This is a genomic window from Gemmata sp., assembly GCF_051859125.1.
Classification (GTDB): Bacteria; Planctomycetota; Planctomycetia; order Gemmatales; family Gemmataceae; genus Gemmata.
In genome coordinates, this window is sequence record NZ_JBHYGG010000292.1 from 1 (window position 1) to 22438 (window position 22438).

Sequence of the window (22438 nt, forward strand, 5' to 3'; positions counted from 1 at the left end):
GGGGGCAGGGCGAGCCGGGATCTTCAGCGACCGGAGTTTGGTCCGAGCGCAAGACTCCGGTCGCTGACGCTCCCGGCTCGCCGTGCGGCTGGGTGATCCCAACCGCCAATCGGTGTGTCTCCCCCACTCCGTGTCTCCCCTACTGCTTCTTCTTCCGGGCGCGCTCGACGAGCGCGTCGAACCGGTCCTTGACGGTCCGGTCGAAGTTGTCGCGGACCTTGTTCAGCTCGTCCTTCGCGGCCCCGAGTTCGCCCTGGAGCAGCGCGACGCGGTGCTCCAGCGACTGCGCCTCCAGTTCGACCAGTTCCCGCGCCAGCGCCTGGAGTTGGTCCTCGATCGCCTTGCGGTCCTCGTCCCTGGGCGTGGCGAGCTTCGCGACCAGCACCAGAGCCCGGTTCTCGGCCTTCCACGCCCGCAGCTCCAGGTCGTACCGCTTCGGGTCGTCCTGCAGGTCGGCCAGCAGCTCCGACACCTGGAACGTCTCGCGGACCTGCGACTCGTAGGCGGCGCGGTTCGCCTTCTTCAGCTCGTCGAGGAGCGGGAGCACCTCTTGACAGTGCTTGCGGACGAAGAGCAGCGCCGCGGCCTCGCGCTCCTCGGTGAACCGCGGGAGCGGCTCGGCGGCGCGGGCCGCGGCCGGCGCCAGGAGGAACGCGGCCGCGAACAGGGACCGGATGGTGGTGGACATGGACCCCCCGGGGCATCTGCGGGAACGGGCGGACCGGGTTCCGGGAACGGAGGGGCGGAACCCGCACTGCGAAACGTGAGTTGACTGCCAACCGGGCCGGGCCGCGGCCCGGCTCACTGCTCCCGGGTGTCGCCGGCCGACGGCGGCCGCCCGGGGGCGCCCGCGGTCGCGGCGCCGTACCGGTTCCGCCACCGCATCTCGTCCTCGTGGGCCCTCTCGACGCTCTCGGGCGTGCTCATCTGCGCCCACAGTTCGGCGACCGACGGGCCGGCCTCGCCGCACGGGGCGGCGGGGGCGGGGGGCGCCGATACCGCGACCGCGACCGCCTCGACCTCGCGGGGCAGGGGGGCCGCGTCGGCGGCCGGGGGCGGCTCGCTCGGGGCGGGTCGCGCGACCGCCGGGGCGAGGGGCGCGGCGGGGGCCGGCGGCCGCTTCCGCTCGGCGAGCGACACGCCGACGAGCCCGCACGCGACGACGACCGACGCGCCCAGCGCCGACCACGTCGCGGGGTGCCCGCGGTACGCGCGGCGGGCCAGCCACTCCGGGCACCACCCCCTGAGCCGCTCGCGGATCGCGGCCCGGAAGCTGGAGTGCGGCTCGGGCGGGGCCTGGCCCAGGCACGCGGCCGACAGGCGGACCGCCTCGCTCAGCGCGTCGCGGGCCTCCTGCGATGCGGCCAGGCGGGCCTCGAACGCGGCCGCCTCGCCGGGCGACAGGTCGCCCGCGGCGTACCGCAGCGCGGCCGCCTGGAGCGCCGGCTCGGGGTGACCGGAAGCCTTATGCATGGCGGGCCTCCCACAGTTGGCGGAGCTTCTTCAGCCCCTCGTGCATCCGGGCCAGGGCGGTGTTCAGCGGGCACCCGAGCCCGTCGGCCACCTCGCGGAACTTCTTCCCCTCGACCACCCGGGCCAGGATCACCGCCCGCTGCGGGGCCGGGAGCAGGTCGATCAGCTCGAACACCGCGCGGGCGTCGTCGGCGCGGGCCGTCCGCGCGTCGGCCGGGTCGCCCCCGACCAGCCCGAGCAGCACGAGGTCGTCGGCCTGCGCCGGGAGCCGCTTGGCCTTCCGCTTCGTGAGCATCGCCTGCCGGTGCGCGACGGTGAACAGCCACCCGCGGAACCCCTCGGGGGTGACGGCGTCGGCCGAGCGGATCGCCTGCACGAACGTCTCCTGGAGCGCGTCCTCGGCCGCGTGGTGGTCGCGGAGGATGCCGAACAGGAACCGGAACACCGGCCCCTCGTACCGGGCGAACAGGGCCTCCAGCGCCGCCGCGTCGCCCGCGGTGAAGCGGACGAGCAGGTCGCCGTCGGTCGGGTCGGTCGGGTCGGCCGGGTCGGTCGCGGTCATTCGTCGTCCTCGTCGTCGTCCTCGTCCTTGCGCTTCTTCTTGAGCTTGAGCTGCGGCTTCGGCTTCGCCTTGGCCTTCTTCTTGGGCTTCTCCTCTTCTTCCTCGTCGTCCTCTTCCTCGTCGCCGTCGTCGTCTTCTTCCTCATCGTCCTTCTCCTCGTCATCGTCCGGGCCACCCTCCTCGTTCTCGTCGAACCCGGCCTTCACGGCGGGGTTCTGGAGGGCGAGGATGGCCGCGATGCCGACGAGCCCCGGAACGATCGCCATGACGGCCCCGGTCATGGCCCACGGGTACGAGCCGAGCTCCTGCATCTGGCTCGCGCCGTAGCAGATCATCGCGCCCCAGACGAACACCGACATGCCGACGATCATGTCGACGATCGCCTCTTCCAGCTCCTCTTCGCCGGGCGGGGCGTCGTTGAAGAGCAGCGGCCACGCCCCCTGCACGAACCACACCAGGCCGAGCGCGGCGGTGATGAGCCCTTCGGCGGTCATCAGGTTGCTGGGGAACACGAGCAGGGCCATCGCCGGCCCGCGGGCGCTCTTCTTGAACTTCTCCTGCGCGTCCTCGAACTTCGGCCGGTGCTTCTCCGCTTCCTTCTTCTCTGCTTCCGTTTCGAGCGTGATCTGGTAGCCGCGCTTGATCGACTCCTGGGACTCGTCGTCGTCGTCGGCGAACGGGCTCGCCGCGGGCGGGGGCGGCGGCGGGGGCGCGTCCTTGGGCGGGGCCTTGACGGCCCTGGCCGGCTTGGGTGCGGCGACCGGGGCCGGGCGCTTCGGCGGCGGCTCGTCGGCGAGCTTGAACGTCTCGACCGGCGCGTCGGCCTCGCCCGGCTCCGGCGTGAACGCCTTGCCGCACTTCGGGCACTTCACGGACTTGCCGACCGCCACCCGCGCGGCCGTTTTGATGTTCGCCCCGCAATCGGCATTGGGGCAGGTGTACGTCACAGGCATCAACGGCTCCGCGGACGACCGGCGGGGAGAACTGGCGGCGTGATTGAATCGTAGCCGAAGTGCCGGCGGTGTGCCAGCGCCGGTTCGGGAACGCCGGGGAGGTGAATGCTGGGCGAACCCTCGCCGACGCTCCCTAAACTTGCGATCCCGGTCGCCCGCGCCAGCCGGCGGTCGAGGGAAGTCCGGGCGCACGGCGGGCCGGGAGCGTCAGCGACCGGAGGCGGGCGCTTACGAAGAACTCCGGTCGCTGACGCTCCCGGCTCGCCACGGTCCCTGGCGCGTTCGATTCCGCCACACGAGCCCCCGCGGATGATACCACGCCCCCGTCGCCGGGGGCACCTGTTGGTTTCGGGGCGGTCGATCGTCCGGGGGTAACGCTCGCGTAAATGCGGTTGACGGGGTAAGACGGTCCCCCCCACAATGGAGCAGACACAGTTGGCCGCCATGCCCGGCACGGAACAAGGTACCTTCGACATGAACCTGCGCACGTGGTTGCTCGGTCTCTTCGCGGCGGCGGTGGCCGCCGGGTCCGCGGCCCCGGCCCTCGCGGCCGACCCGGCCGACCCGGCCAACGGACCCGGCAAGCCGTACCTCGTCGCCGTCGGCGTCGGCGAGTTCAAGGACAAGGCCATCCACGCCCGGCCCACGGCCGATGCCGACGCCAAGGCGCTCACCAAGCTCCTCACCGACAAGGCGGTCCTCGGGATCGCCCCGGACCGGGCCAAGCTGCTCACCTCGGCCGACGGCACCCGCGAGGCGATCGTCAAGGCGATCGAGGCCGGGGTCGAGGCCACCGGCAAGAACGACCTGCTCATCATCGCCTTCTTCGGCCGCGGGTCGTCGATCGCCGACAAGCCGTGCTTCTTCACCGCCGAGTCGGTGTTCAAGGACCGCGCCAAGACGGCCCTGACCCCCAACGAACTCGAGCCCGCGTTCAAGAAGCTCAACGGCCAGAAGCTCCTGCTGATGATGGACGTCGCGTACAAGGGGTTCGACGCCGGCGACGAGAAGGTCGTGGAACCGACCGTCGCCCCGTACATCAAGCTCGTGTACGGCGACGACGACCGCGAGGACGCCTCGCTCCTCACCGACCGCGTCGTGATCTTCGGCAACCTCCCGTTCCGGCTCCCGCTCACCAAGGGCGACCACGGCCTGTTCTACAGCGTCCTGGCCGACGGCCTGTCGGGCAAGGCCGACCAGAAGCCGTATTTCACCGGCGACGAGCCCGACGGCCTCGTCACCATCGGCGAACTCGGGAAGTACCTGGAAAAGGAGATCCCCAACGGGGCCCGCGAGCTGGGCAAGACGGACAAGGAAAAGGAGCTGGTCCCGTTCGTCATCGGGCAGACCACGAGCCGGTTCTGGGTGACCCGGGACGCGACCCTGACCGACGCGGTCGCCAAGCGGCTCGACGCGGTCGCGGCCCTGGTCAAGGCCGGCAAGCTGACCGAGGACGACGGCAAGGAGGCGGCGAACCTGCTCTTCCGCATGCCCCGGCTCAAGTGGCAGCAGAGCCTCCGCAAGGCGTACCAGGCGCTGGCCGACGGCAAGGCCACCGTGGACGAGGTGCTGGCCACCCGCAAGACGCTCCGCGAGGCGCTCAAGATGCAGCCCGAGGAGGGGACCGAGTTCGCCAAGAAGGTCGAGTCGTGGACCCGCGAGATCACCGGCCGGTACATCAAGCCGGTCACCTCGGGCGAGCTGGTCGCGGCCGCGATCAAGGGGCTGTACACCCGGGCCGAGGAGCCGCTCCCGGGCGACCTCGAGGACGCGCTGAAGCGGCCCAAGGAGCTGACCCGCGAGCGCCAGGGCGAGCTGCTCGCCGACGCCCGCGTGCGGCTCGGGCACCGCGAGGACCTCGACGGCGACAAGGCCGTGGACGTCGCGCTGGCGATGGCCTCGGGGAGCCTCAACGACCGGTACACGGTCTACACCGACAAGGCCGGCGTGCTGAAGATGCAGAGCCAGCTCCAGGGCCGGTTCCCCGGGGTCGGCATCCAGATCCGCCGCGACGCGGTCCGCGACGGGCTCCTCGTCGCCACCCCGATCAAGGGGAGCCCGGCGTACAAGGCCGGGATCCAGGCCGGCGACCTCATCACCGAGATCCGCCTCGAGGTCGACAAGTTCGGCAAGCCGCTCCCGGCCGACGCCCAGCGGGTGTTCTCGACCAAGGGGATGAAGACCGAGGACGCGGTCACCCTGATCCTCGGCGCGCCGGACTCGCCCGTCAGCCTCATGGTCCAGCGCGAGGGGCTCAAGGAGCCCAAGGAGTTCAAGATCTTCCGCAACTTCGTGATGGTCGAGACCGTCCACGGGGTGCAGCGGGACAAGAACGCCGACTGGACCTTCTACCTCGACGAGAAGAACAAGATCGGGTACGTCCACGTCACCCAGTTCATCGCCATCGACCTCGACGAGGACGGCCGCGAGGAGTTCGGCACCGTCACCGACCTGAAGAAGGCGATCGCGCAGCTCAAGAAGACGGGGCTCAACGGCCTCATCATCGACCTCCGCGAGAACCCGGGCGGGTACCTGTCGTCGGCGTGGCACCTGTGCGAGCTGTTCATCGACCGGGGCGAGAAGGTGGTGACCGTGAAGCCCCGGGCCGGCGCGGTCCGCGAGTACAAGGCCGAGGCCGCCGGCGACAAGAGCTTCGAGATCGTCGTGCTGGTCAACGGCAACAGCGCCAGCGCCAGCGAGATCGTCGCCGCGTGCCTCCAGGACCACGCCCGCGCCACCATCGTCGGCGAGCGGAGCTACGGCAAGGGGAGCGTGCAGGACGTCCGCGAGTTCACGCCCACCGGCGGGCAGCTCAAGTACACCATCGCCCGGTACTACCCGCCGAGCGGCCGCAACATCGACAAGCTCGCTACCGAGCAGGACCCGACGATCAAGGAGTGGGGCGTGAAGCCCGACGCCGGGTTCGAGGTGAAGCTCAGCTCCGAGGAGCTGAACGACTGGTACGAGTACGCCCAGGACCTGCTCGTGATCCCGCCGCCCGGCAAGCCCGGCGCGAAGGTGACCCCCGAGAAGGACAAGCAACTCGCCAAGGCGCTGGAGCAGCTCCGCGACCTCGTGAAGGCCAGCGGCAAGGCGGGGAAGGAGTAGTCCCGCACGGTGGGGCAGACATTCCTGTCTGCCTCCAACCGCGTCAAGAGGCAGACGGGAATGTCTGCCCCACCAAAGCGCCGGGCGGCGCGGGACACGGAGCGATCCGGTCCCGCGCCGCCCGGTGCGTTTGGGGCGCGACCAGAACCTCCGCGCCAGGCGCGTGTCCGTACCTCCGGTCGATGTTGGCGAGCGGGGGGCGTGAGCCCCCCGAGGTCGCGCGATGAGAAGAACGCGGGGGCTCACGCCCCCGCTCGCCCAAACCTATGGAACTCCGGCAACCCCTGCGGGGTACCCACCAAGACCATGACCGACCGCGACGACAACCTGCCGCCGAACTTCCTCATCCCCGTCGGGACGCAGGTGGTGCTGCGGTACGCGCGGCGGGTGCCCGGCCCCGGCCCCGAGAAGCCGGCCGGCACCGTCGGCGTGGTCGCCGACGCGCCCGAGTCGAACGACCGCGCGTACCTCGTGCGGTTCCTCGACGGCACCGAGGTGCGGCTCAAGTTCGGCGAACTCCTCGTGCGGCGCGTGGACCATTCCGTCGAGGCGACCGGTACCGCCGGACCGGACGTGTCGGCGCTCGTCGTGTACCGCGTGATGGTCGGGTCGCGGGCGTTCGGCCTCTCGACCGAGGCGTCCGACGAGGACCGCCGCGGCGTGTACCTCCCGCCGGCCGACTGGCACTGGTCCCTCACCAAGCCGCCGGAGCAGGTCGAGAGCTTCGCCCCCGGCGTCGAGGAGGTCGACTGGGAGATCGAGAAGTTCGTGCGGCTGGCGCTGCACGCGAACCCGAACATCCTCGAAGCGCTGTGGACCCCGGCGGTGCTGCACAGCGACGAGACCGGCGACGAGCTCCGGTCGATCCGCACGTGCTTCCTGTCGCGGCACCTGTACCGCACGTACTCGGGGTACGTGATCTCGCAGTTCCGGCTGATGCGGCGGGGGTACGACGCGACCGGGCACTTCAAGGCGAAGCACGCGATGCACCTGATCCGCCTGCTGCACAGCGGCATCCACGCGATGGCCGACGGCGAGGTCCGCGTCGACGTGCGGGAGCACCGGGACGAGTTGCTCGCGATCCGGCACGGGAAGGTGTCGTTCGACGAGGTGTCGGAGCGGGCGCTGGACCTCGACCGGCGGTTCCAGGAGGCGTTCACCCGCACCGCGCTCCCCGAGAAGCCGGACACCGAGCGGGCCAACCGGTTCCTGATCGCCGCGCGGCGCCGGCGGGCGAAGTGACGGTGCGGGCGGGGCGTCCGGCGCGGAATTCGCTCTCACCCCCGGGCGTCCTTATGGAGGAGTGCCCATGCCGCCGGCGACCGCCTCGGTTCGTATCGATAAGCTCGGCCTTTCACACTACTTGCGGAACTACGAGGAGTACCTCGGGCCGGTCCGCGACCAACCACTCAAACTCCTGGAGCTGGGAATTGCGAACGGCGATTCCCTCCGGTACTGGCGGCAAATGCTCCCGAGCGCCACGATCGCGGGGCTCGACATCCGGGCGGTGGACCTGGACGAGCCGGGCGTCCAGTGCTTTCAGGGCGAGCAGCAGGACCCCGTGGTCCTCGACCGGATCGCCGCGGAGGTGGCCCCGGACGGGTTCGACGTGGTCATCGACGACGCCTCGCACGTCGGGCAGTTCACCCGGCTGAGCTTCTGGCACCTGTACGAGCACCACCTCAAGCCCGGCGGGCTGTACTTCATCGAGGACTGGGGCACGGGGTACTGGCCCGATTACCCGGACGGGCGGCACTACACGCCCCCGGAGCCGGTGTTCTCGCGGCGCGAGCGGGTGTTCAACGCCCTGGCCCCGCGGCCGTGGGTCCGCGGGTCGCGGGCGCTCCGCAAGGCGGTGGGCTACCTGCGGTGGAACTGGGTCCAGGCGCGGTTCCCGAGCCACGACTACGGCATGGTCGGGTTCGTGAAGGAACTGGTCGACGAGTGCGGGGCCGCGGACCGCACCCACCACCAGTTCGGCCGCGGCACGCCGCGGGCGTCCCGGCTCGAATGGGTGCGGGTGTCGCACGGGCACGTGATCGTCAAGAAGCCCGACCCGTACCCCCCGCCCATGCCGGCCGGGTGAGGGGAACGTTCCAGCCTGTGGATCTGGGCGAGCGGGGGGCGTGAGCCCCCCGGGTCGTTGGCGAACGCCAGCACTCGGGGGGCTCACGCCCCCCGCTCGCCCCGGTTCACGATCCACGCACGTCGCACCTCCCGCCGCTCGCGCTTTCGCGTGATTTCCTTGACCGGCCCCCGGCGCGGGCTTACCATTCACTTCTACCCGCCAGACCGCACTCCGGTGCGTCACGACCGCTCGGTTCAGCCCCCCGGGACCGCGACACGCTCTCCTGGCTGCCCTCCTCCCAAGGAGACCTCACATGCGCCGGCTCGTCTACGGCCTCCTCGGTCTGGTGGCCTGCGGCACCGCCGCGGCCCAGCAGGCCCCGCCCCCCGGGCTGCCGACCGCCCGCATCGGCACCGTGTTTCCCGCCGGCGCGAAGGCCGGGCCGCCGCAGAAGGTGACCGCCCTCGGCGTCACCGTCGCCGCCGACGAACTCACCGTCACCGGCACCGACCTCGACGAGCCCGAGCGGCTGTACTTCTCGCACCCCGGCATCACGGGCACCTTCGTGCCGCCCCCCGAGCAACCGATCGACCCGAAGAAGAAGGACCCGCCCCCGGCGAAGAAGGCGAACGCGACCGCCCACAAGTTCAAGGTGGCGGTCGCGGCCGACGTGCCGCCGGGCACCTACGACGTGCGGTTCGTCGGCAAGTACGGCGTCAGCAACCCGCGGGCGTTCGTCGTCGGCGCGCTCCCCGAACTCTACGAGCGGGAGCCGAACAACGACGTCGGCGAGGCGCAGCGGGTCGCGCTCGGCACCACGATCAACGGCGTGCTGACCGCGAACACCGACGTCGATTACAGTGTGTTCACCGCCAAGAAGGGGCAGCGGGTCGTGATCGCGTGCCGGGCGTCGACCATCGACACCCGGGCCACGCCGATGATCGAGGTGTACTCCGCGGCCGGGACCAAGTTCACCTCCAACCGCAACTACAAGGACGGCGACGCGGTCGCCGACCTGATCGCCCCCGAGGACGGCGACTACCTCGTCCGCCTCGCGCAGTTCGCGTACCAGGGCGGCGGGGCCGACTTCGTCTACCGCCTGACGGTCGGCACCGGCCCGTGGATCGACGCCGTGTTCCCGCCGGTGATCGAGCCCGGGAAGCCGGCGCAGGTCACGCTCTACGGCCGCAACCTCCCCGGCGGCCAGCCCGCCGACGGGTTCGCGGTCGACGGCCGGCCCCTCGAAAAGCTCACCGTCACCGTCACCCCGCCGACCGACCCGGCGGCCGCGACGCGGCTCGCGGTCCGCGACCGGATCGACCCGGCGACCGCGCTGCAGGACGGGTTCGAGTACGTGTTCACGGGGCCGACCGGGGCGTCGAACCCGGTGCCGATCTACTTCGCCCGCGAGAAGGTCGTCGTTAAGAAGAACGCCGGTGGTTCGACCCCGTCGAGCGCGGAGCCGATCACGGCGCCGTGCGAGGTGGCCGGGTTCATCGCCCGCCGCGGCGACTCGGACTGGTACAGCTTCGACGCGAAGAAGGGCGAGGCGCTCCTGATCGACCTCGCGGCCGTGCGGATCGGCGTCGAGGCCGACTTCTACCTGTCGGTCCGCGACGGCAAGGACCCGAAGCGCGACCTCTCGGGCGAGCAGGACGACGACCCGGACAGCCTGCACCCGTTCGGGTTCTACACCCGCTCGACCGACCCGGCGCCGTACAAGTTCACCGCCCCCGAGGACGGCAAGTACCTGATCCTCGTCGGGTGCCGCGAGGCCGGCGTGCTGACCGGCCCGCGGGCGACGTACCGGCTGCGGGTCGCCCCGGCGAGGCCCGACTTCCGCGCCGTCGCGATGCCGTACAGCCGGTTCTTCCAGAGCGGCCCGACCGCGTGGCAGGGCGGCACCCAGGCGCTCGACGTGTTCGTTCACCGGGCCGACGGGTACTCGGGTGCGGTGACCGTGACCGCCGAGGGGCTCCCGGCCGGCGTGACCGCGAAGCCGGTGACCATCGGCCCCGGCGCGCGGTGGGGCGTGCTCGTCCTCCAGGCCGCTGCGAACGCGGCCCCGGTCGTCGCGCCGATCACCCTGAAGGCGACCGGCCCCGGCCCCGACGGCAAGCCGGTGACCCGCGAGGTCCGGCCCGCGACCGTGACGTGGGGCACGGTGCAACAGAACGCGAACACGCCGGTGATCGCGCGGCTCGACCAGTCCCTGGTGCTGGCGGTCCGCCCCGAGAAGGCACAGTTCGCGCTCGCGGTCGACGCGGCCGGCGCGACGATCAAGCTCAACGGCAAGGACGAGAAGCTCGCCGCCCCGATCATCGTGAAGCAGGGCGACAAGTTCACGGTGCCGGTGAAGGTGAACTGGGCCGCGCCCGAGAAGCAGCCCGTCACGCTCACGGCCGAGCCGCTCGCCCCGAACCCGCAGAACGCTCCACTTACTGTGCAGGCCGGAGCGCAGCCGACGAAGGAGAAGCCCGAGGGCACGCTGAACTTCGACGTGAAGCCGAACGCCGCGCCGGGCGTGTACGCGGTCACCGTGAAGGGCGTCGCGCAGGTGCCGTTCGTCCGCGACACGGTCGCCAAGCAGAAGGCGAACGTCCCCGAGGAGGAGTTCGCCGACCCGCTGCTCGTGACCGTGATCCCGACCTCGCTCGCGAAGCTCACCGTCGCGAACATGCCGGGCGCGCTCAAGCTCGGGGCGACCGGCGAGTTGGTGGTGAAGGTCGAGCGGCAGTTCGACTACGCCGGCCCGTACACGGTGAAGTTCGCCGCCCCGATGGGCACCACCGGCGTGACCGCCGACGAGGTGACGATCCCGGCCGGGCAGTCCGAGGTCAAGCTCGTGGTGAGGGCCGCGGCCGACGCCAAGCCCGGCAGCGTGAGCAACGCGACCGTGACCGTCGCGGCCCTGTACGACAACAAGCACCCGGTCACGCACGAGGCCAAGGTCACGTTCACCGTGGCGAAGTGACAGGAGCCGGGGATCGGGGATCGGGCGAGGAGCCGGTCCGGTGACCGGGCGAACCCTGAGCGCCAGCGAGGGGGTGCGCCACACCCCCTCGCTGGCGCTCAGGGTTCGCCCGAAGTAGCACCCTCGGCCGTGCGATGATCGTTCCGGAAGCCCCGCCCCGAATTTCACGACACCCGATACACCCGACACACCCGAGGATCTCCCCCCATGCGCCGGTTCATCGCGTTCGCCGCACTCCTGCTCGTCGCGCACGCCGCGACCCCGCAGGAGCCCAAGAAGGACGAGTTCGGGCCGATCACGCCCGCGGAGCTGAAGCTCGCCGCGCCCGTCGAGTACGGGGCCGACATCGAGCCGATCTTCAAGAACAAGTGCTACGTGTGCCACTCGGGGAACGTGATCGACTCGAACGGCAAGTACGACATGGGCACCTACGAGAAGGTGCTGAAGGGCGGGTCGAAGCGCGGCGCGAAGGTGGTCGTCCCGGGCAAGTCGGGCGACAGCTTCCTGTACCAGTCGTGCGCCCGGAACGTGAAGCCGATCATGCCGCCCAAGACCGAGGAGCCGCTCACGCCGAAGGAACTGGCGCTCGTCAAGTTGTGGATCGACCAGGGCGCGAAGGCCCCCACGTCGGTCCGGGTGAAGGAGAAGATCGTCGTGAACCTGCCGCCGGCGCTCGTGAAGCCGGTGCGGGCGGTGGCGGTGGCCCCGGACGGCAAGACGGTCGCCGCGAGCCGCGGGAACCAGGTCCACGTGTTCGAGGTCAAGGTGATCCCGGCCGACAAGAAGGGCGGCAAGGACGCGACCGAGTGGGCGTTCGCCCGGACCCTCGTGGACCCGGCGCTGAAGACCCCCGACGGCAAGGACCCGAAGGCCGCGCACGTCTCGCTCGTCGAGTCGATGGCGTTCGCGCCGGACGGCAAGACGCTCGCCACCGGGAGCTTCCGCGAGCTGACCCTGTGGGACTTCGACAAGGGCACCCCGAAGGCCCGGATCGGCGACTTCGCCGACCGCGTCACCGCGGTCGCGTACTCGGCCGACGGCAAGTTCTTCGCGACCGGCGGCGGCGCGCCGACCGAGGACGGCGAGATCAAGGTGTTCGCCGCCGACGGCAAGCCGGTGACCGAGATCAAGGGCGGGCACAGCGACACCGTGTTCGGCGTCGCGTTCAGCCCGGACGGCAAGCTGCTGGCGACGTGCGGGGCCGACAAGTTCGTGAAGGTGTTCGAGCTGCCGGCCGAGGCCGGGAAGCCGGCCAAGTTCGTGAAGTCGTTCGAGGGGCACACGCACCACGTCATGGGGGTCGGCTGGACCCCGGACGGGAAGAAGCTCGCGTCGTGCGGGGCCGACAACTTCGTGAAGGTGTGGGACTACGAGAAGGGCGAGAAGGTCCGCGACCTGACCGGGCACTCGAAGCAGGTGACGAACCTGTTCTTCGTGGGCAAGACCCCGCAGTTCCTCACCGGGAGCGGCGACACGAGCGTGCGGATGTGGAACGCGGAGAACGGCGGCACCGTCCGCAACTTCCCCGGGGCCGGCGACTTCATCTACGCGGTGAGCGCGAGCACCGACGGCACCGTGGTCGCGACCGGGTGCGAGGACGGCGTCGTGCGGGTGTACAACGGCACGAGCGGCGCGCTCATCAAGGCCGCGCTGCCGCCCGACGCCGAGCCGAAGAAGGACGAGCCCAAGAAAGAGGAACCGAAGAAGGACGAGCCCAAGAAGAAGTGATGCGTCTCGGCGAGCGGGGGGCGTGAGCCCCCCGAGGCATGGTTCTGGTGGTGGCCCCTCACCCGCGACTCGCGGACTCGTCGCGACCTCTCCCCGTAGGAACGGGGCGAGGTGGGGCACACCGGGCTTCTCCGAGGCAACGTGGTCCGGCCAGCGTCGGAGGAAGCCAGCCGCCCCCACCTCGCCCCGTTCCTACGGGGAGAGGTCGCCGCGGGGCTCTGGCCGCGGCGGGTGAGGGGTGATCACGCACCTCGATCACCGTTGCCGCGAGCCCTCCCCGGAACACTACGACCCGGCGCTCACGTGTGCGCCGGTGCTGCCGAACCCGCCGTGCGTGACCGACGGCGACGACGGCGACGGCGACGAGGTGCCCCCGCGGTACGACGTCCCCGAGGTGGTCGAGCGGTAGCCGCCGCCGCCCCAGATCCACGCCACGGGGTGGTACCGCGGGCCGGACGGCGGCGGGAGCGGGGCCAGCGCGCCGGTCGAGTCGTACGCCCACGGGCGGCCGTACCGGTCGTAGGGGTGCGGGCTCGGCACCGGCTTGCCGTCGGCGTCGGTCGCCCAGTTCTCGGCGATCGCGTGCCCCTGGGCGTCGTACCACGTCCGCTCCGGGAGCCGCCGCCCGCACCCGCCGGTCGTCAGGCACGCCGTGAGCATCAGCCCCGACAGCAGCGTGACGGTGATCCCGCGCGACATTCGCATCGAACGCTCCGTGGGCGGTGTCACCAGTCGCTGTTGTTGGTCTCGCCGCCCTTGGTCGTGCTGGCCGCCTGCCAGGTCGCGGCCGAGATGCCGTTGCTGACGAACCGCGCGCTCCCGTCGCACAGCGCCGCGTTCACCCCACCGGTGTGCCGGCTCCGGGCGCCGAACACGTACGCGGCGGACCGGAACGCGCACGGCGGGTTCGGCGCGTTCGGGTTGCACCAGCTCGAATCGGACCACGACAGGTCCGGGGCCGTGTCGTTGGGCCGCAACTGCGAGCTGAACCCGGACGCGGTGGCCCACCACGTTAGCCCCCGCAGGTCGTTCCCGCGGCCGATGATCACTTCCGACAGCATGACGGTGTTGCTCGACCCGTCCGTGATGTCGGTGAGCTTCTGCGGGTTCCCGGCGGTGAACGGCGCGCCCTTGAACGTGACCCCGTTGAGCGTGGTGACCTGCCACGCCGCGCTCCCGTCGTTGATGCCGGTGTTCCCGAAGTTGACGACCATGTTGTGGTACGTCACCTTCGGGGTGGCCCCGGACGGCCACCCGTCCGGGTTGGTGCCCCCGTCGCTCGGGCACAGGAGCGTCTGGACCACCTTGCCGGTGGCCCCGTTGCGGTTGTCGGCGTGGTCGTAGAGGCGGCCGTTGATGCCGTAGTCGAAGTGCTGCTTCCGGAGCGCGTCCTGCTCGATGTAGGTGAGCACGGTGACCTGCCAGTTCCCGTGGCCCCAGATGTTCGGCGTGACGGTCGTGACCCCCTCGGGGAACCCGGCCAGGGTGTCGTGGCACATCAGCATGCCGAGGGCGACCTGCTTCATGTTGTTGGAGCACTTGGCCCGCGCCGCCGCCTCGCGGACCTTCTGGACCGCCGGCAGCAACAACCCGATCAGGATGGCGATGATGGCGATCACCACCAGCAGTTCAATGAGCGTGAATCCGGACCGGCGACGAATGAGCATGGTTCGGCCCACTGGGAGAAGAAATGAACCGATCGGGCGAACCACAGGGTAGCATAGCGGTTGTGTTCCCGCCACACGGCACTCAGGAGACGACCATGTCCGCCGGCCCCGACGTCCCGCCCATCAAAGAGTACAAATCGGCCCAGTACGAGTTCAGTGATGAGCACAACAAGCAGTTTTCGGCGCTGGCCGACGCGATGCAGGTCGTCGGCGGGCTGATGCAGCTCCTGGGGCTGGCGTTCGCGGTGCTGTGCGGGCTGTCCGTGACGAGCGCGATCCAGGTCGGCGGCGGGTACGGGCCGCCGGTCGGCCTCGGGGCCGCGGCGCTGCTGTGCCTGTGCATCGGGTTCTGGACCGGCGGCGCGGCCGGCTCGTTCCGCAAGATCGTCGAGACGAAGAACGAGGACGTGTGGCACCTGATGAACGCGCTGGGCAAGCTCCACAACATGTACGGCCTGCTGCGGACCATCATCCTCGGCAGCCTGGTCCTCGCCGTCGTCGCGCTGACGCTCGTCGCCGTCACGCTCGCGGGAAAGTGACCGACGCGGCTCCGCCGCAAATCCGAAATTCGAAGCACGAAATCCGAACGCGCGGCGGACCACGAGCCGGTGTCCGAGTTTCGGATTTCGTGCTTCGTACTTCGAATTTGCAGTGAAGCTGCGCTACCCCTTCGGGTACACGCTCACGGCCGAGCCCGCGGCGAGGACGACGCTGCCCGGCTCGGCCTGCTGCATCGCGGCCCACTCGGGGCCGTACAGCGAGGCCCAGTCCACGTCGGCAGCGAACTCGGTGACGGGGTGGACGTCCCACTCGGGGTGGTCCACCTCGTAGCGGATCAACTTCCCGCGGCGGCCCGTGCCGAACCCCCACGCGTGCTCCTTGAACCAGTGCTCGACGCTGTCCGCACCCGGCCGCACGGCGGGCCGCGCGCCGACCGCCCGCATCGAGTGGACGCGTCCCCCCCACGTCAGCGAGTACGCCGCGGTGATCGCTTCGGGCCGCTCGGTCACGTCCATCGTCATGCGGGCCGAGCGGTACGGCTCGTTGTAGATCACGCGGGCCGTGGTCGCGACGAGCCACGACGGCACGAACTCGCGGACGAAGCACACGCCGCGCTGCCCGTTGTGCGACACGTAGAACCGAAGGTTCCACTCGGGGAAGTTGCGGAACCCGGGCCAGCCGACGCCGAGCACCTTGGTGTCGAGGAACTGGAACGCGACGAGGCTGGCCCAGCACCGGCCGTCGCGGCGGTCGAGTTCGCACCCGGGCGGCACGAGCGGCGCGAGCAACTCCTCGGGCACGGCGTAGTTCGCCAGGATGAGGTTGCACCACCGGGCGGTCAGGAACGAGCGGCGCGTGTTCATGGGGTATTGGTGTAGTAGTGGAGCAAAAAGGTGGCCGTAGCGAACGTTTGATCTAAAATAAAGTCTTGATCCTGCTCGGCGACCTTGCCGAGTGCGACCAATTGGCCAATACGTCTCAGTTTTTGAACACGAGTCATTTTCAGAGGATGCTGTGAAGCAGGCCTTCAATACGTGGGCGTTCTGGCGATTTCCTGGCTTCGTGGCATGGACCTGGACGATTGAAGCAATTTGGAGAATTTTTTCACCCGAATCCCTCCCACCCCAAATACTTTGGGCAATCGGATATCCGCTCGCAATAGGCGCATATCATCTGCTCACACAGAGGCCAGTTAAAGCTTGCCATTACGGGCTCTACTTGGTGTTCTTCCCTGCTGTAATCGTCACCATCATTCTGAGAAGTATCTATAATCGTTTCAACGGCATATACCGGGCCCTAAACCGTATCTCTTCGCCGTATCTTTCGCCGTTGTATCTCGCGATTGTTGTTATTGCAGTTTTAGTCCTCGCCACAATGGAATCCGAGATTTGGATTGAAATTCTTTCTTGCGTTATAATATTCATCAACACACTGCTCATTGCAAATGCGATCCGATGGGCTATCAATCCGATGAAACCGATTGATATTATCGCACATCTATTGCACGCGTTGTGCGTGCAATTTAAAGGAAAAACCAAAGATGAGCAAACAGCCGAACAGATCAAGAAAGGCATGGAGAATCTGCGATCAGTGTATACATTCTTATCGCCGATTCTGAATCGACTCGAAAAGCATGTTGCCTCTACAATTACCGCGGCATTCGTGTTGTATTTTGGGTTCCTATTCTGGGTGACTGTGCTTTCCTTTGCTTCGGTTTATTCGTCGCTTGCCCGCCTTGGGGAAGAGCATTATCATGGACTTTCCTCGAACTTCTACGAATGTTTACTTTACAGTATCAGTGTGCTTACAACTTCACCATTAGCCGGAAGTGACCCCCTCTCCCTATTTGCCAAAACAGTATTCTGTCTTGAATTGCTTTCGACCGTTTCTCTTATAACTTTGTTCGTTTCGATTTTTGCAGTTGGGTTTGGAATGCAGGATGGGTCCATCGATTCTATCAAGTTAAAAGTTGCAAATATTCGCACCCACTTTGATGGTGAATTGGAGAGATACAACGATTTCTCGCCCGGTAGGGCCGTTGCCGAAGTCACAGCAGATCATCACTCCACTCAGTCTTCTCCGCCAGTGGTGATCAGTCCGACGCCAATTGTTGCGGCCGCTCCGCCACCCCCACCTTCTCCTCTCCCAGCCGTTCCGCCCCCTGCACCCAAGCCAGCAAACGGCAATGCAAAGAGGCCGAGAAAAAAGCCATAGTCGCCCCTCGCCTCAAACTTTTGGCGAGTGGCCGTCCCTCTCGCCGTTGGACGCGCCCGCCCGGCGTGCTAAAATCCCCGCGTGACGCTCACCGAGTTACAAGCGCGGATCCGCGAACTGTTCGGGGCCAAGGACGCCCGCCGGGGCGTCGAGGGCACCTTCATGTGGTTCATGGAGGAGGTCGGCGAGCTGTCGGCGGCGCTCCGGGACCGCTCGGACCCGGACAACCTCGCGCTGGAATTCGCCGACGTTCTGGCGTGGCTCGCGACCCTTGCGAACATCGCCGGCGTAGACCTCGAAGACGCGGTCGCCCGGAAGTACGGCGGCGGGTGCCCGAAGTGCCTCGCCAGCCCGTGCGTGTGCGGCGGCGCGAAGCCGTGACCCGCGTCCCACCCACCTCCCACACCCAGCACCCGATGACGCACCCGCGACTCTGGACCACACTCGCGGCGGCTCTCGTCCTCGCCGCGTCGGCCGGGGCCGCCGAGCCGCCCGTGAAGGTCACCGCGGCCCGCGTCGGGCTCCCGCCGGGGGGCAAGGCGGTCGAGCGCGACGAGACCGGGGCGGCGGCGCACGTCGCCAAGTTCGCCGCCTGGGCTCCCGTGTACGTCGAGTTCGAACTCGGCGCGACCATCTCGGAGCCCGCGGAACTCGTCGTCGAGGCGGCCGACCCGGACGAGATCACCACCACCCTCGCGGTCCCGCTCAACCTCGCGGGCGCGCCCGTCGGCAAGCTGGCGGGTACCGAGGTCGGGTGCGTCGGGTACGTGCGGCCGGCCGGCGTCGGCGAGGTCACCGTCACCGTCCGCACGAGGGACGGCCGGCCGCTCTCGGAGCCGTACCGCGTCCGCTCCCTGCGGCCCCGCGACCCGCTCACCTACGTCGTCCTCACGCTCGGCGCGCCCTACCCCGGGTTCGACCTGCCGAAGTCGCCGGGCGCGTCCGAGCAGTCGGTCGAACTCCGCGGCGGCCGGGTCGAACTCACCGCGATCACCGACGTCGCACAGCTCCCCGACCGCTGGATCGGGTACGACGGGGCCGACCTCGTCGTCCTGAACACCGGGGCGGGCTCGGAGGCGTTCCTCCAGAAGCTGTTCGGCGAGACCGGCGGCCCGGCCGAGAAGGCCAAGCGGGCCGCGCTGCTGGAGTGGCTGCGGCGCGGCGGGCGGCTGGTGGTCACGGTCGGCGGCAACGCCGGCATCGTGGCGCAGCTCCCGGCGCTCCGCGAGGTGCTCCCGTTCGACGTGACCGGCACCCGCACGGTGGGGAGGCTCCGCCTGGTGTGGCCGACCCGGGCCGGGAGCCAGACGAGCGCGATGACCCGGGACATCGCTCAACCGAACCAGCCGTTCCCGGTCGCGGCGCTGGCCGCGAAGCCGGGCCGCGCCGCCCGCGTGCTGATCCCGCCCCCCGACCCCACCGCCCCGACGAAGGACGTGGTCGCGGGGCAGGCCGCGTACGGGCTCGGGCGGGTCACCGTCGTCGGGCTCGACCTGGACCGCGCGCCGTTCACCGAGATCACCGCCCGGCCCGAGTTCTGGGACTGGGTGCTGTACGAGGGCGGCGCGAACCGCGCGTCCGGCGAGGGCAAGCCCCGCCAGCCGAGCGCCGCGCTCACCGAGGACGAGGACGAGGCCGCCGTCGCGCTCCGCACCCACCTCGACACGTTCGACGGCGTGCCGGTCGTGTCGTTCGGCTGGGTCGCCGTGCTCATCGTGCTGTACCTGCTGCTCATCGGCCCGGTCGAGTACTACTTCCTCAAGCGCGTCCTCGGCCGCCTCGAACTCACCTGGATCACGTTCCCGGTCATCGTGCTGACGGTGAGCCTCGCGGCGTACTACTCGGCGTACTCGCTCAAGGGCCGCGACCTGAAGGTGAACAAGGTGGACGTGGTCGACATCGACCCCGCCACCGGCCGCGTGTACGGCACGACGTGGCTCGCGGTGTTCAGCCCGCGGATCGACACGTACACCGTCGGCGTCACCCCCGGGGCCGGGTGGGGCGACACCGAGCTGGGCACCGCCGTGAGCTGGGTCGGCGCGCCGCGGGGCGGCCGCGCGAGCCTGCTGCGCCGGAAGTACGAGTACCACACCGACGCCGAGGCGGTCGCCGACGCGCTCGAGGGCGTGCCGGTCCAGGTGTGGGGCACGAAGGCGTTCGGCGCGAACTGGAGCGGCCGGTTCGACCCGGCGTCCGCGACCGCCGTCGCGAAGTCCGACCTGACGCACCCGCCCGGCGACCCGACGAAGGTGATCGGCTCGTTCACGCTCAACCTCCCCGCCCCGGTGCTGTCCGACTGCGTCCTCTTTTATGCGGGTCAAGCGTACCCGCTGCCGGGCGGCACGATCCGCCCCGGCGAGGCGGTGCGGCCGGTGTGGGACAAGACGACCGCCGCGGCCCAGTGGCTCCAGAAGGAGGGCGGGCTCGACGACCTGCTCCGCCGCGCCCCGAACTACACCGGCCCCCGCGGGGGCGTTGCCGGCGGCGCGCAGCCGGTCGCGTTCGGGGCGGTCCCGCCGTACGGCGTGCTGTTCCACGAGGCCGCGCTCGGGTACGGCGAGGGGACCGTTCCGCGGAACGCCTCGGTCCGCCGCCTCGACCAGAGCTGGCGGCTGACCCCCGAGCACCGCGACGAGGTGATCCTCGTCGGCCGCACCACGACCCCCTCGGGGACGCCCGCGGAGGAGGCGCTGTCCGGCCCCGGGGCCGCGTCGCGGCTGTGGCTGCGGCGGCTCCCCGGCACCGGCGAGCGGACCCCGATCCCCGGCACCGGCCGCCAGGAGACGTGGGTGCGGGTGTATTTGCCGATCCGATAGGAAGAGTGTTTAGTGTTTGAGTGTTTAGTGTTTGAGTGTTTAGTGTTTCGTCCCTCGCCTCGACGGCGGGCGGCGCAACGGGTGATGGCCCTAACTAAACACTAAACACTCAAATACTAAACACTCCCGAGTGAGCGGAGCGAACCGTGATCGAGTGCCGCGACCTGACGAAGAAGTACAACGACCTGTTCGCCGTGGACCGGCTCACCCTGAAGCTGGACAAGGGCGACGTGTACGGGTTCATCGGCCCGAACGGGTCCGGGAAGACCACCACGATGCGGATGCTCGCCACGCTGCTGAACCCCAGTTGGGGCGAGGCGACCGTGTGCGGGCACTCGATCTACACCGGGTCGAAGGAGATCCGCCGGTCCATCGGGTACATGCCGGACTTCTTCGGCGTGTACGACGACATGAAGGTGACCGAGTACCTCGAGTTCTTCGCCGCCGCGTACCGGATCACCGGCCCCGAGCGCCGCAAGAAGGTCGACCAGGTGCTCGACCTCGTCGACCTGCAGTACAAGCGCGACGCGCTGGTCACGAGCCTGAGCCGCGGGATGACGCAGCGGCTCGGCCTGGCCCGGGTGCTGCTCCACGAGCCGCAGGTGCTGCTCCTCGACGAGCCGGCCAGCGGCCTCGACCCGCGGGCGCGCATCGAGATGCGCGAGCTGATCAAGGAGCTGCGGAAGATGAACAAGACGATCATGGTGTCGTCGCACATCCTCCCGGAACTGGCCGACATCTGCAACAAGATCGGGATCATCGAGCGCGGCAAGCTGATCTTCAACGGCACGGTCGAGGCGGCGATCAAGCAGGTCCGCGGGAACTTCGTGTTCACGGTGTCGGTGGGCGACCGCAACGAGGAGGCGGCCGCGAAGATCCGCGAGTTCCCCGAGGTCGAGTCGGTGAAGGCCGACCCGAAGGCCGACGCGCTCGACGTGCGGCTGAAGGACGGCTGCGAGGACGGCACGTTCCTGCCCGACCGCCTCGTCCACGCCGGGTTCCGCCTCCGCGCCTTCAAGGAGAAGGAAGTGAACCTCGAAAACGTGTTCATGGAGATCACCAAGGGCATCACGAGCTGATCGCATCCGCACGATCGCTTGTCGCATTGGAACGGTCTGGGATAATCGGCTCACGGGTGTCATCACACGTTTGGCGGCCGAGGGTGTGGCGGATGGCGGTGCGGCTTGCCACATTCGAGCGTGATTACTGGCAACTCGACTCCGGCGAAGAGTTGGCTCGCCGGTACCCAGACACATTCTGGCTACCCCCGCTCGACCAACGGCGCGGCCTCAAGCGAGGCGACGCGGCGAAGTTGGTGTTCCACATTGAGGCCTATGAAGACGATGGATCGGTCGGGGTGCATTCGGAACGCATGTGGGTGGTCGTAGCCGAGCGCGTCGGAGACACTTACATCGGCATCCTGGACAACCAGCCGGCGCCCCTCGAACGGTCCGACCGGGTGTACCTGCGATTCGGGGCCGAGGTGCCGTTCCGGGCAGAACACGTCATCGACATCGGTCACCCACCGCCCGAGTACGTGAAGTGGCAATTGGGTCAACCACCGGACCGAGTGTGGCCGCGAGACTACTGGTGCGACGGCGCGTGAGTCTAACCAACCGCACCACTCGACCAAGGGTACATGTGCCCTGCGGGCGTGTCACGAGTTCGACCAATTCCCCCGGCTCGCGACCACGAAGTCGGGACAGCTCTCGCGCAAGAGCGCCTCAGCGTGGAAGGCCAGATCCGTGCCGGCCCGCGAGGCCTTGCGGAAACGGCAAGGCCCGGGGGAGCCTGCTGGACGACCTGCTCACGTACACGGTGACGGAGACCTGACTGTATGGACCTGCTGGCAACGAACGCATGGCCGGTTTGGGCCGCCGCCCTCCTCCTCGGGGTCGCTGCGGCGATCAACGCCCGCACCCTGACGGTCCCCAACTGGCTCACGCTCGGCGGCGTCCTCACGGGTTGGGTCGTCGGTGCGCTCGCCAGCGCCGGGGTACTCTCGCTCCGGGGCGGGCTCGGCCCGTCCCTGGCGGCGACGGTGATCGGGTTCGGGGTGTTGATCCCGTGGGCGTCGCGCGGGGTCCTCGGTGTCGGCTGCGTGAAGGCCCAGATGGCGTTCGGGGCGTGGCTCGGGTGCGCCGCCGATTTCGGCACGACCGCGGCGGCCGCCATCGCGGCCGGTGTGGCCGGCTCGCTCACCCTCGGCGTTGTTGGTGTGGTCGCGGCTCGCCGCCGGACCGACCGCCCCGAGTTCGAGTTGCGGTGGTCGCGTCTGCCCGCCCAGGTGCCGCTCTCCCTCGGATCGGTCGCCGGCGCTGCGGTCGCGCTCTCCTGGGCGTAGGGGCCGCGCCGGCCCAGCCGCGGCATTATG

19 protein-coding genes are annotated in these 22438 nt (G+C 69.4%); 12 read left to right on the plus strand and 7 right to left on the minus strand.

Going from position 1 to position 22438, the window contains the following annotated elements:
- Window positions 1–139: 139 nt before the first annotated feature.
- The 4 genes from ACTIGN_RS30750 to ACTIGN_RS30765 all read right to left on the minus strand — a co-directional run bounded on the left by ACTIGN_RS30750 (window position 140) and on the right by ACTIGN_RS30765 (window position 2988).
- Window positions 140–688, minus strand: coding sequence for a hypothetical protein (locus ACTIGN_RS30750; RefSeq protein WP_439631153.1), 549 nt, complete (start codon window positions 686–688; stop codon window positions 140–142).
- Window positions 689–801: 113 nt separating this feature from the next.
- Window positions 802–1473 carry a hypothetical protein gene (locus tag ACTIGN_RS30755; RefSeq protein WP_439631154.1) on the minus strand — a complete coding sequence of 224 codons (672 nt, stop codon included), beginning with the start codon at window positions 1471–1473 and terminating at the stop codon, window positions 802–804.
- Window positions 1466–2035 carry an RNA polymerase sigma factor gene (locus tag ACTIGN_RS30760; protein ID WP_439631156.1) on the minus strand — a complete coding sequence of 190 codons (570 nt, stop codon included), beginning with the start codon at window positions 2033–2035 and terminating at the stop codon, window positions 1466–1468. Before ACTIGN_RS30760 ends, ACTIGN_RS30755 begins: the two co-directional genes overlap by 8 nt.
- Window positions 2032–2988, minus strand: coding sequence for a hypothetical protein (locus tag ACTIGN_RS30765; RefSeq protein WP_439631158.1), 957 nt, complete (start codon window positions 2986–2988; stop codon window positions 2032–2034). Before ACTIGN_RS30765 ends, ACTIGN_RS30760 begins: the two co-directional genes overlap by 4 nt.
- 474 nt (window positions 2989–3462) lie before the next feature.
- On the opposite strand from ACTIGN_RS30765, the gene ACTIGN_RS30770 reads away from it, so the two are divergent.
- The 5 genes from ACTIGN_RS30770 (at window position 3463) to ACTIGN_RS30790 (ending at window position 12866) form a co-directional block, all read left to right on the plus strand.
- Entirely contained in the window at window positions 3463–6096 is a 2634-nt protein-coding gene (locus ACTIGN_RS30770) for a S41 family peptidase (RefSeq protein WP_439631160.1), read from the plus strand.
- A gap of 306 nt (window positions 6097–6402) precedes the next feature.
- Window positions 6403–7338 (plus strand): nucleotidyltransferase domain-containing protein, encoded by a 936-nt coding sequence (locus tag ACTIGN_RS30775; RefSeq protein WP_439631162.1) that lies wholly within the window; start codon window positions 6403–6405, stop codon window positions 7336–7338.
- Window positions 7339–7405: 67 nt separating this feature from the next.
- Window positions 7406–8182: a class I SAM-dependent methyltransferase gene (locus ACTIGN_RS30780; protein WP_439631164.1), complete on the plus strand. Its 777-nt coding sequence runs from the start codon at window positions 7406–7408 to the stop codon at window positions 8180–8182.
- Between the two features lie 295 nt (window positions 8183–8477).
- Window positions 8478–11138 (plus strand): hypothetical protein, encoded by a 2661-nt coding sequence (locus ACTIGN_RS30785; RefSeq protein ID WP_439631166.1) that lies wholly within the window; start codon window positions 8478–8480, stop codon window positions 11136–11138.
- A 207-nt stretch (window positions 11139–11345) separates the two neighbouring features.
- A complete protein-coding gene (locus ACTIGN_RS30790) occupies window positions 11346–12866 on the plus strand; it encodes a c-type cytochrome domain-containing protein (protein ID WP_439631168.1) in 1521 nt (506 codons plus the stop codon).
- Window positions 12867–13151: 285 nt separating this feature from the next.
- On the opposite strand, the gene ACTIGN_RS30795 is transcribed toward ACTIGN_RS30790, so the two are convergent.
- Complete coding sequence (locus ACTIGN_RS30795) at window positions 13152–13571, minus strand: hypothetical protein (RefSeq protein ID WP_439631170.1); 420 nt, start codon at window positions 13569–13571, stop codon at window positions 13152–13154.
- A gap of 20 nt (window positions 13572–13591) precedes the next feature.
- Window positions 13592–14533 (minus strand): DUF1559 domain-containing protein, encoded by a 942-nt coding sequence (locus ACTIGN_RS30800; protein WP_439631172.1) that lies wholly within the window; start codon window positions 14531–14533, stop codon window positions 13592–13594.
- Between the two features lie 95 nt (window positions 14534–14628).
- Here ACTIGN_RS30800 and ACTIGN_RS30805 point away from each other — a divergent pair, with 95 nt between their 5' ends.
- Complete coding sequence (locus ACTIGN_RS30805; protein WP_439631174.1) at window positions 14629–15072, plus strand: hypothetical protein; 444 nt, start codon at window positions 14629–14631, stop codon at window positions 15070–15072.
- A gap of 123 nt (window positions 15073–15195) precedes the next feature.
- Here the strand turns inward: ACTIGN_RS30805 and ACTIGN_RS30810 are convergent, their stop codons facing one another.
- Entirely contained in the window at window positions 15196–15897 is a 702-nt protein-coding gene (locus tag ACTIGN_RS30810; protein ID WP_439631176.1) for a YqjF family protein, read from the minus strand.
- A gap of 151 nt (window positions 15898–16048) precedes the next feature.
- Between ACTIGN_RS30810 and ACTIGN_RS30815 the strand changes: the two genes are divergently transcribed.
- The 6 genes from ACTIGN_RS30815 to ACTIGN_RS30840 all read left to right on the plus strand — a co-directional run bounded on the left by ACTIGN_RS30815 (window position 16049) and on the right by ACTIGN_RS30840 (window position 22408).
- Entirely contained in the window at window positions 16049–17248 is a 1200-nt protein-coding gene (locus ACTIGN_RS30815) for a hypothetical protein (RefSeq protein WP_439631178.1), read from the plus strand.
- 81 nt (window positions 17249–17329) lie between these two features.
- On the plus strand, window positions 17330–17629 hold the full coding sequence (locus ACTIGN_RS30820) for a MazG nucleotide pyrophosphohydrolase domain-containing protein (protein ID WP_144953930.1): 300 nt from the start codon (window positions 17330–17332) through the stop codon (window positions 17627–17629).
- Window positions 17630–17664: 35 nt separating this feature from the next.
- Entirely contained in the window at window positions 17665–20064 is a 2400-nt protein-coding gene (locus ACTIGN_RS30825) for a hypothetical protein (protein ID WP_439631180.1), read from the plus strand.
- 146 nt (window positions 20065–20210) lie between these two features.
- Window positions 20211–21143 (plus strand): ATP-binding cassette domain-containing protein, encoded by a 933-nt coding sequence (locus ACTIGN_RS30830; protein WP_439631182.1) that lies wholly within the window; start codon window positions 20211–20213, stop codon window positions 21141–21143.
- 92 nt (window positions 21144–21235) lie between these two features.
- Window positions 21236–21670: a hypothetical protein gene (locus ACTIGN_RS30835; RefSeq protein ID WP_439631184.1), complete on the plus strand. Its 435-nt coding sequence runs from the start codon at window positions 21236–21238 to the stop codon at window positions 21668–21670.
- A 231-nt stretch (window positions 21671–21901) separates the two neighbouring features.
- A complete protein-coding gene (locus tag ACTIGN_RS30840; protein WP_439631186.1) occupies window positions 21902–22408 on the plus strand; it encodes a prepilin peptidase in 507 nt (168 codons plus the stop codon).
- The last annotated feature ends 30 nt before the right edge of the window (window positions 22409–22438 follow it).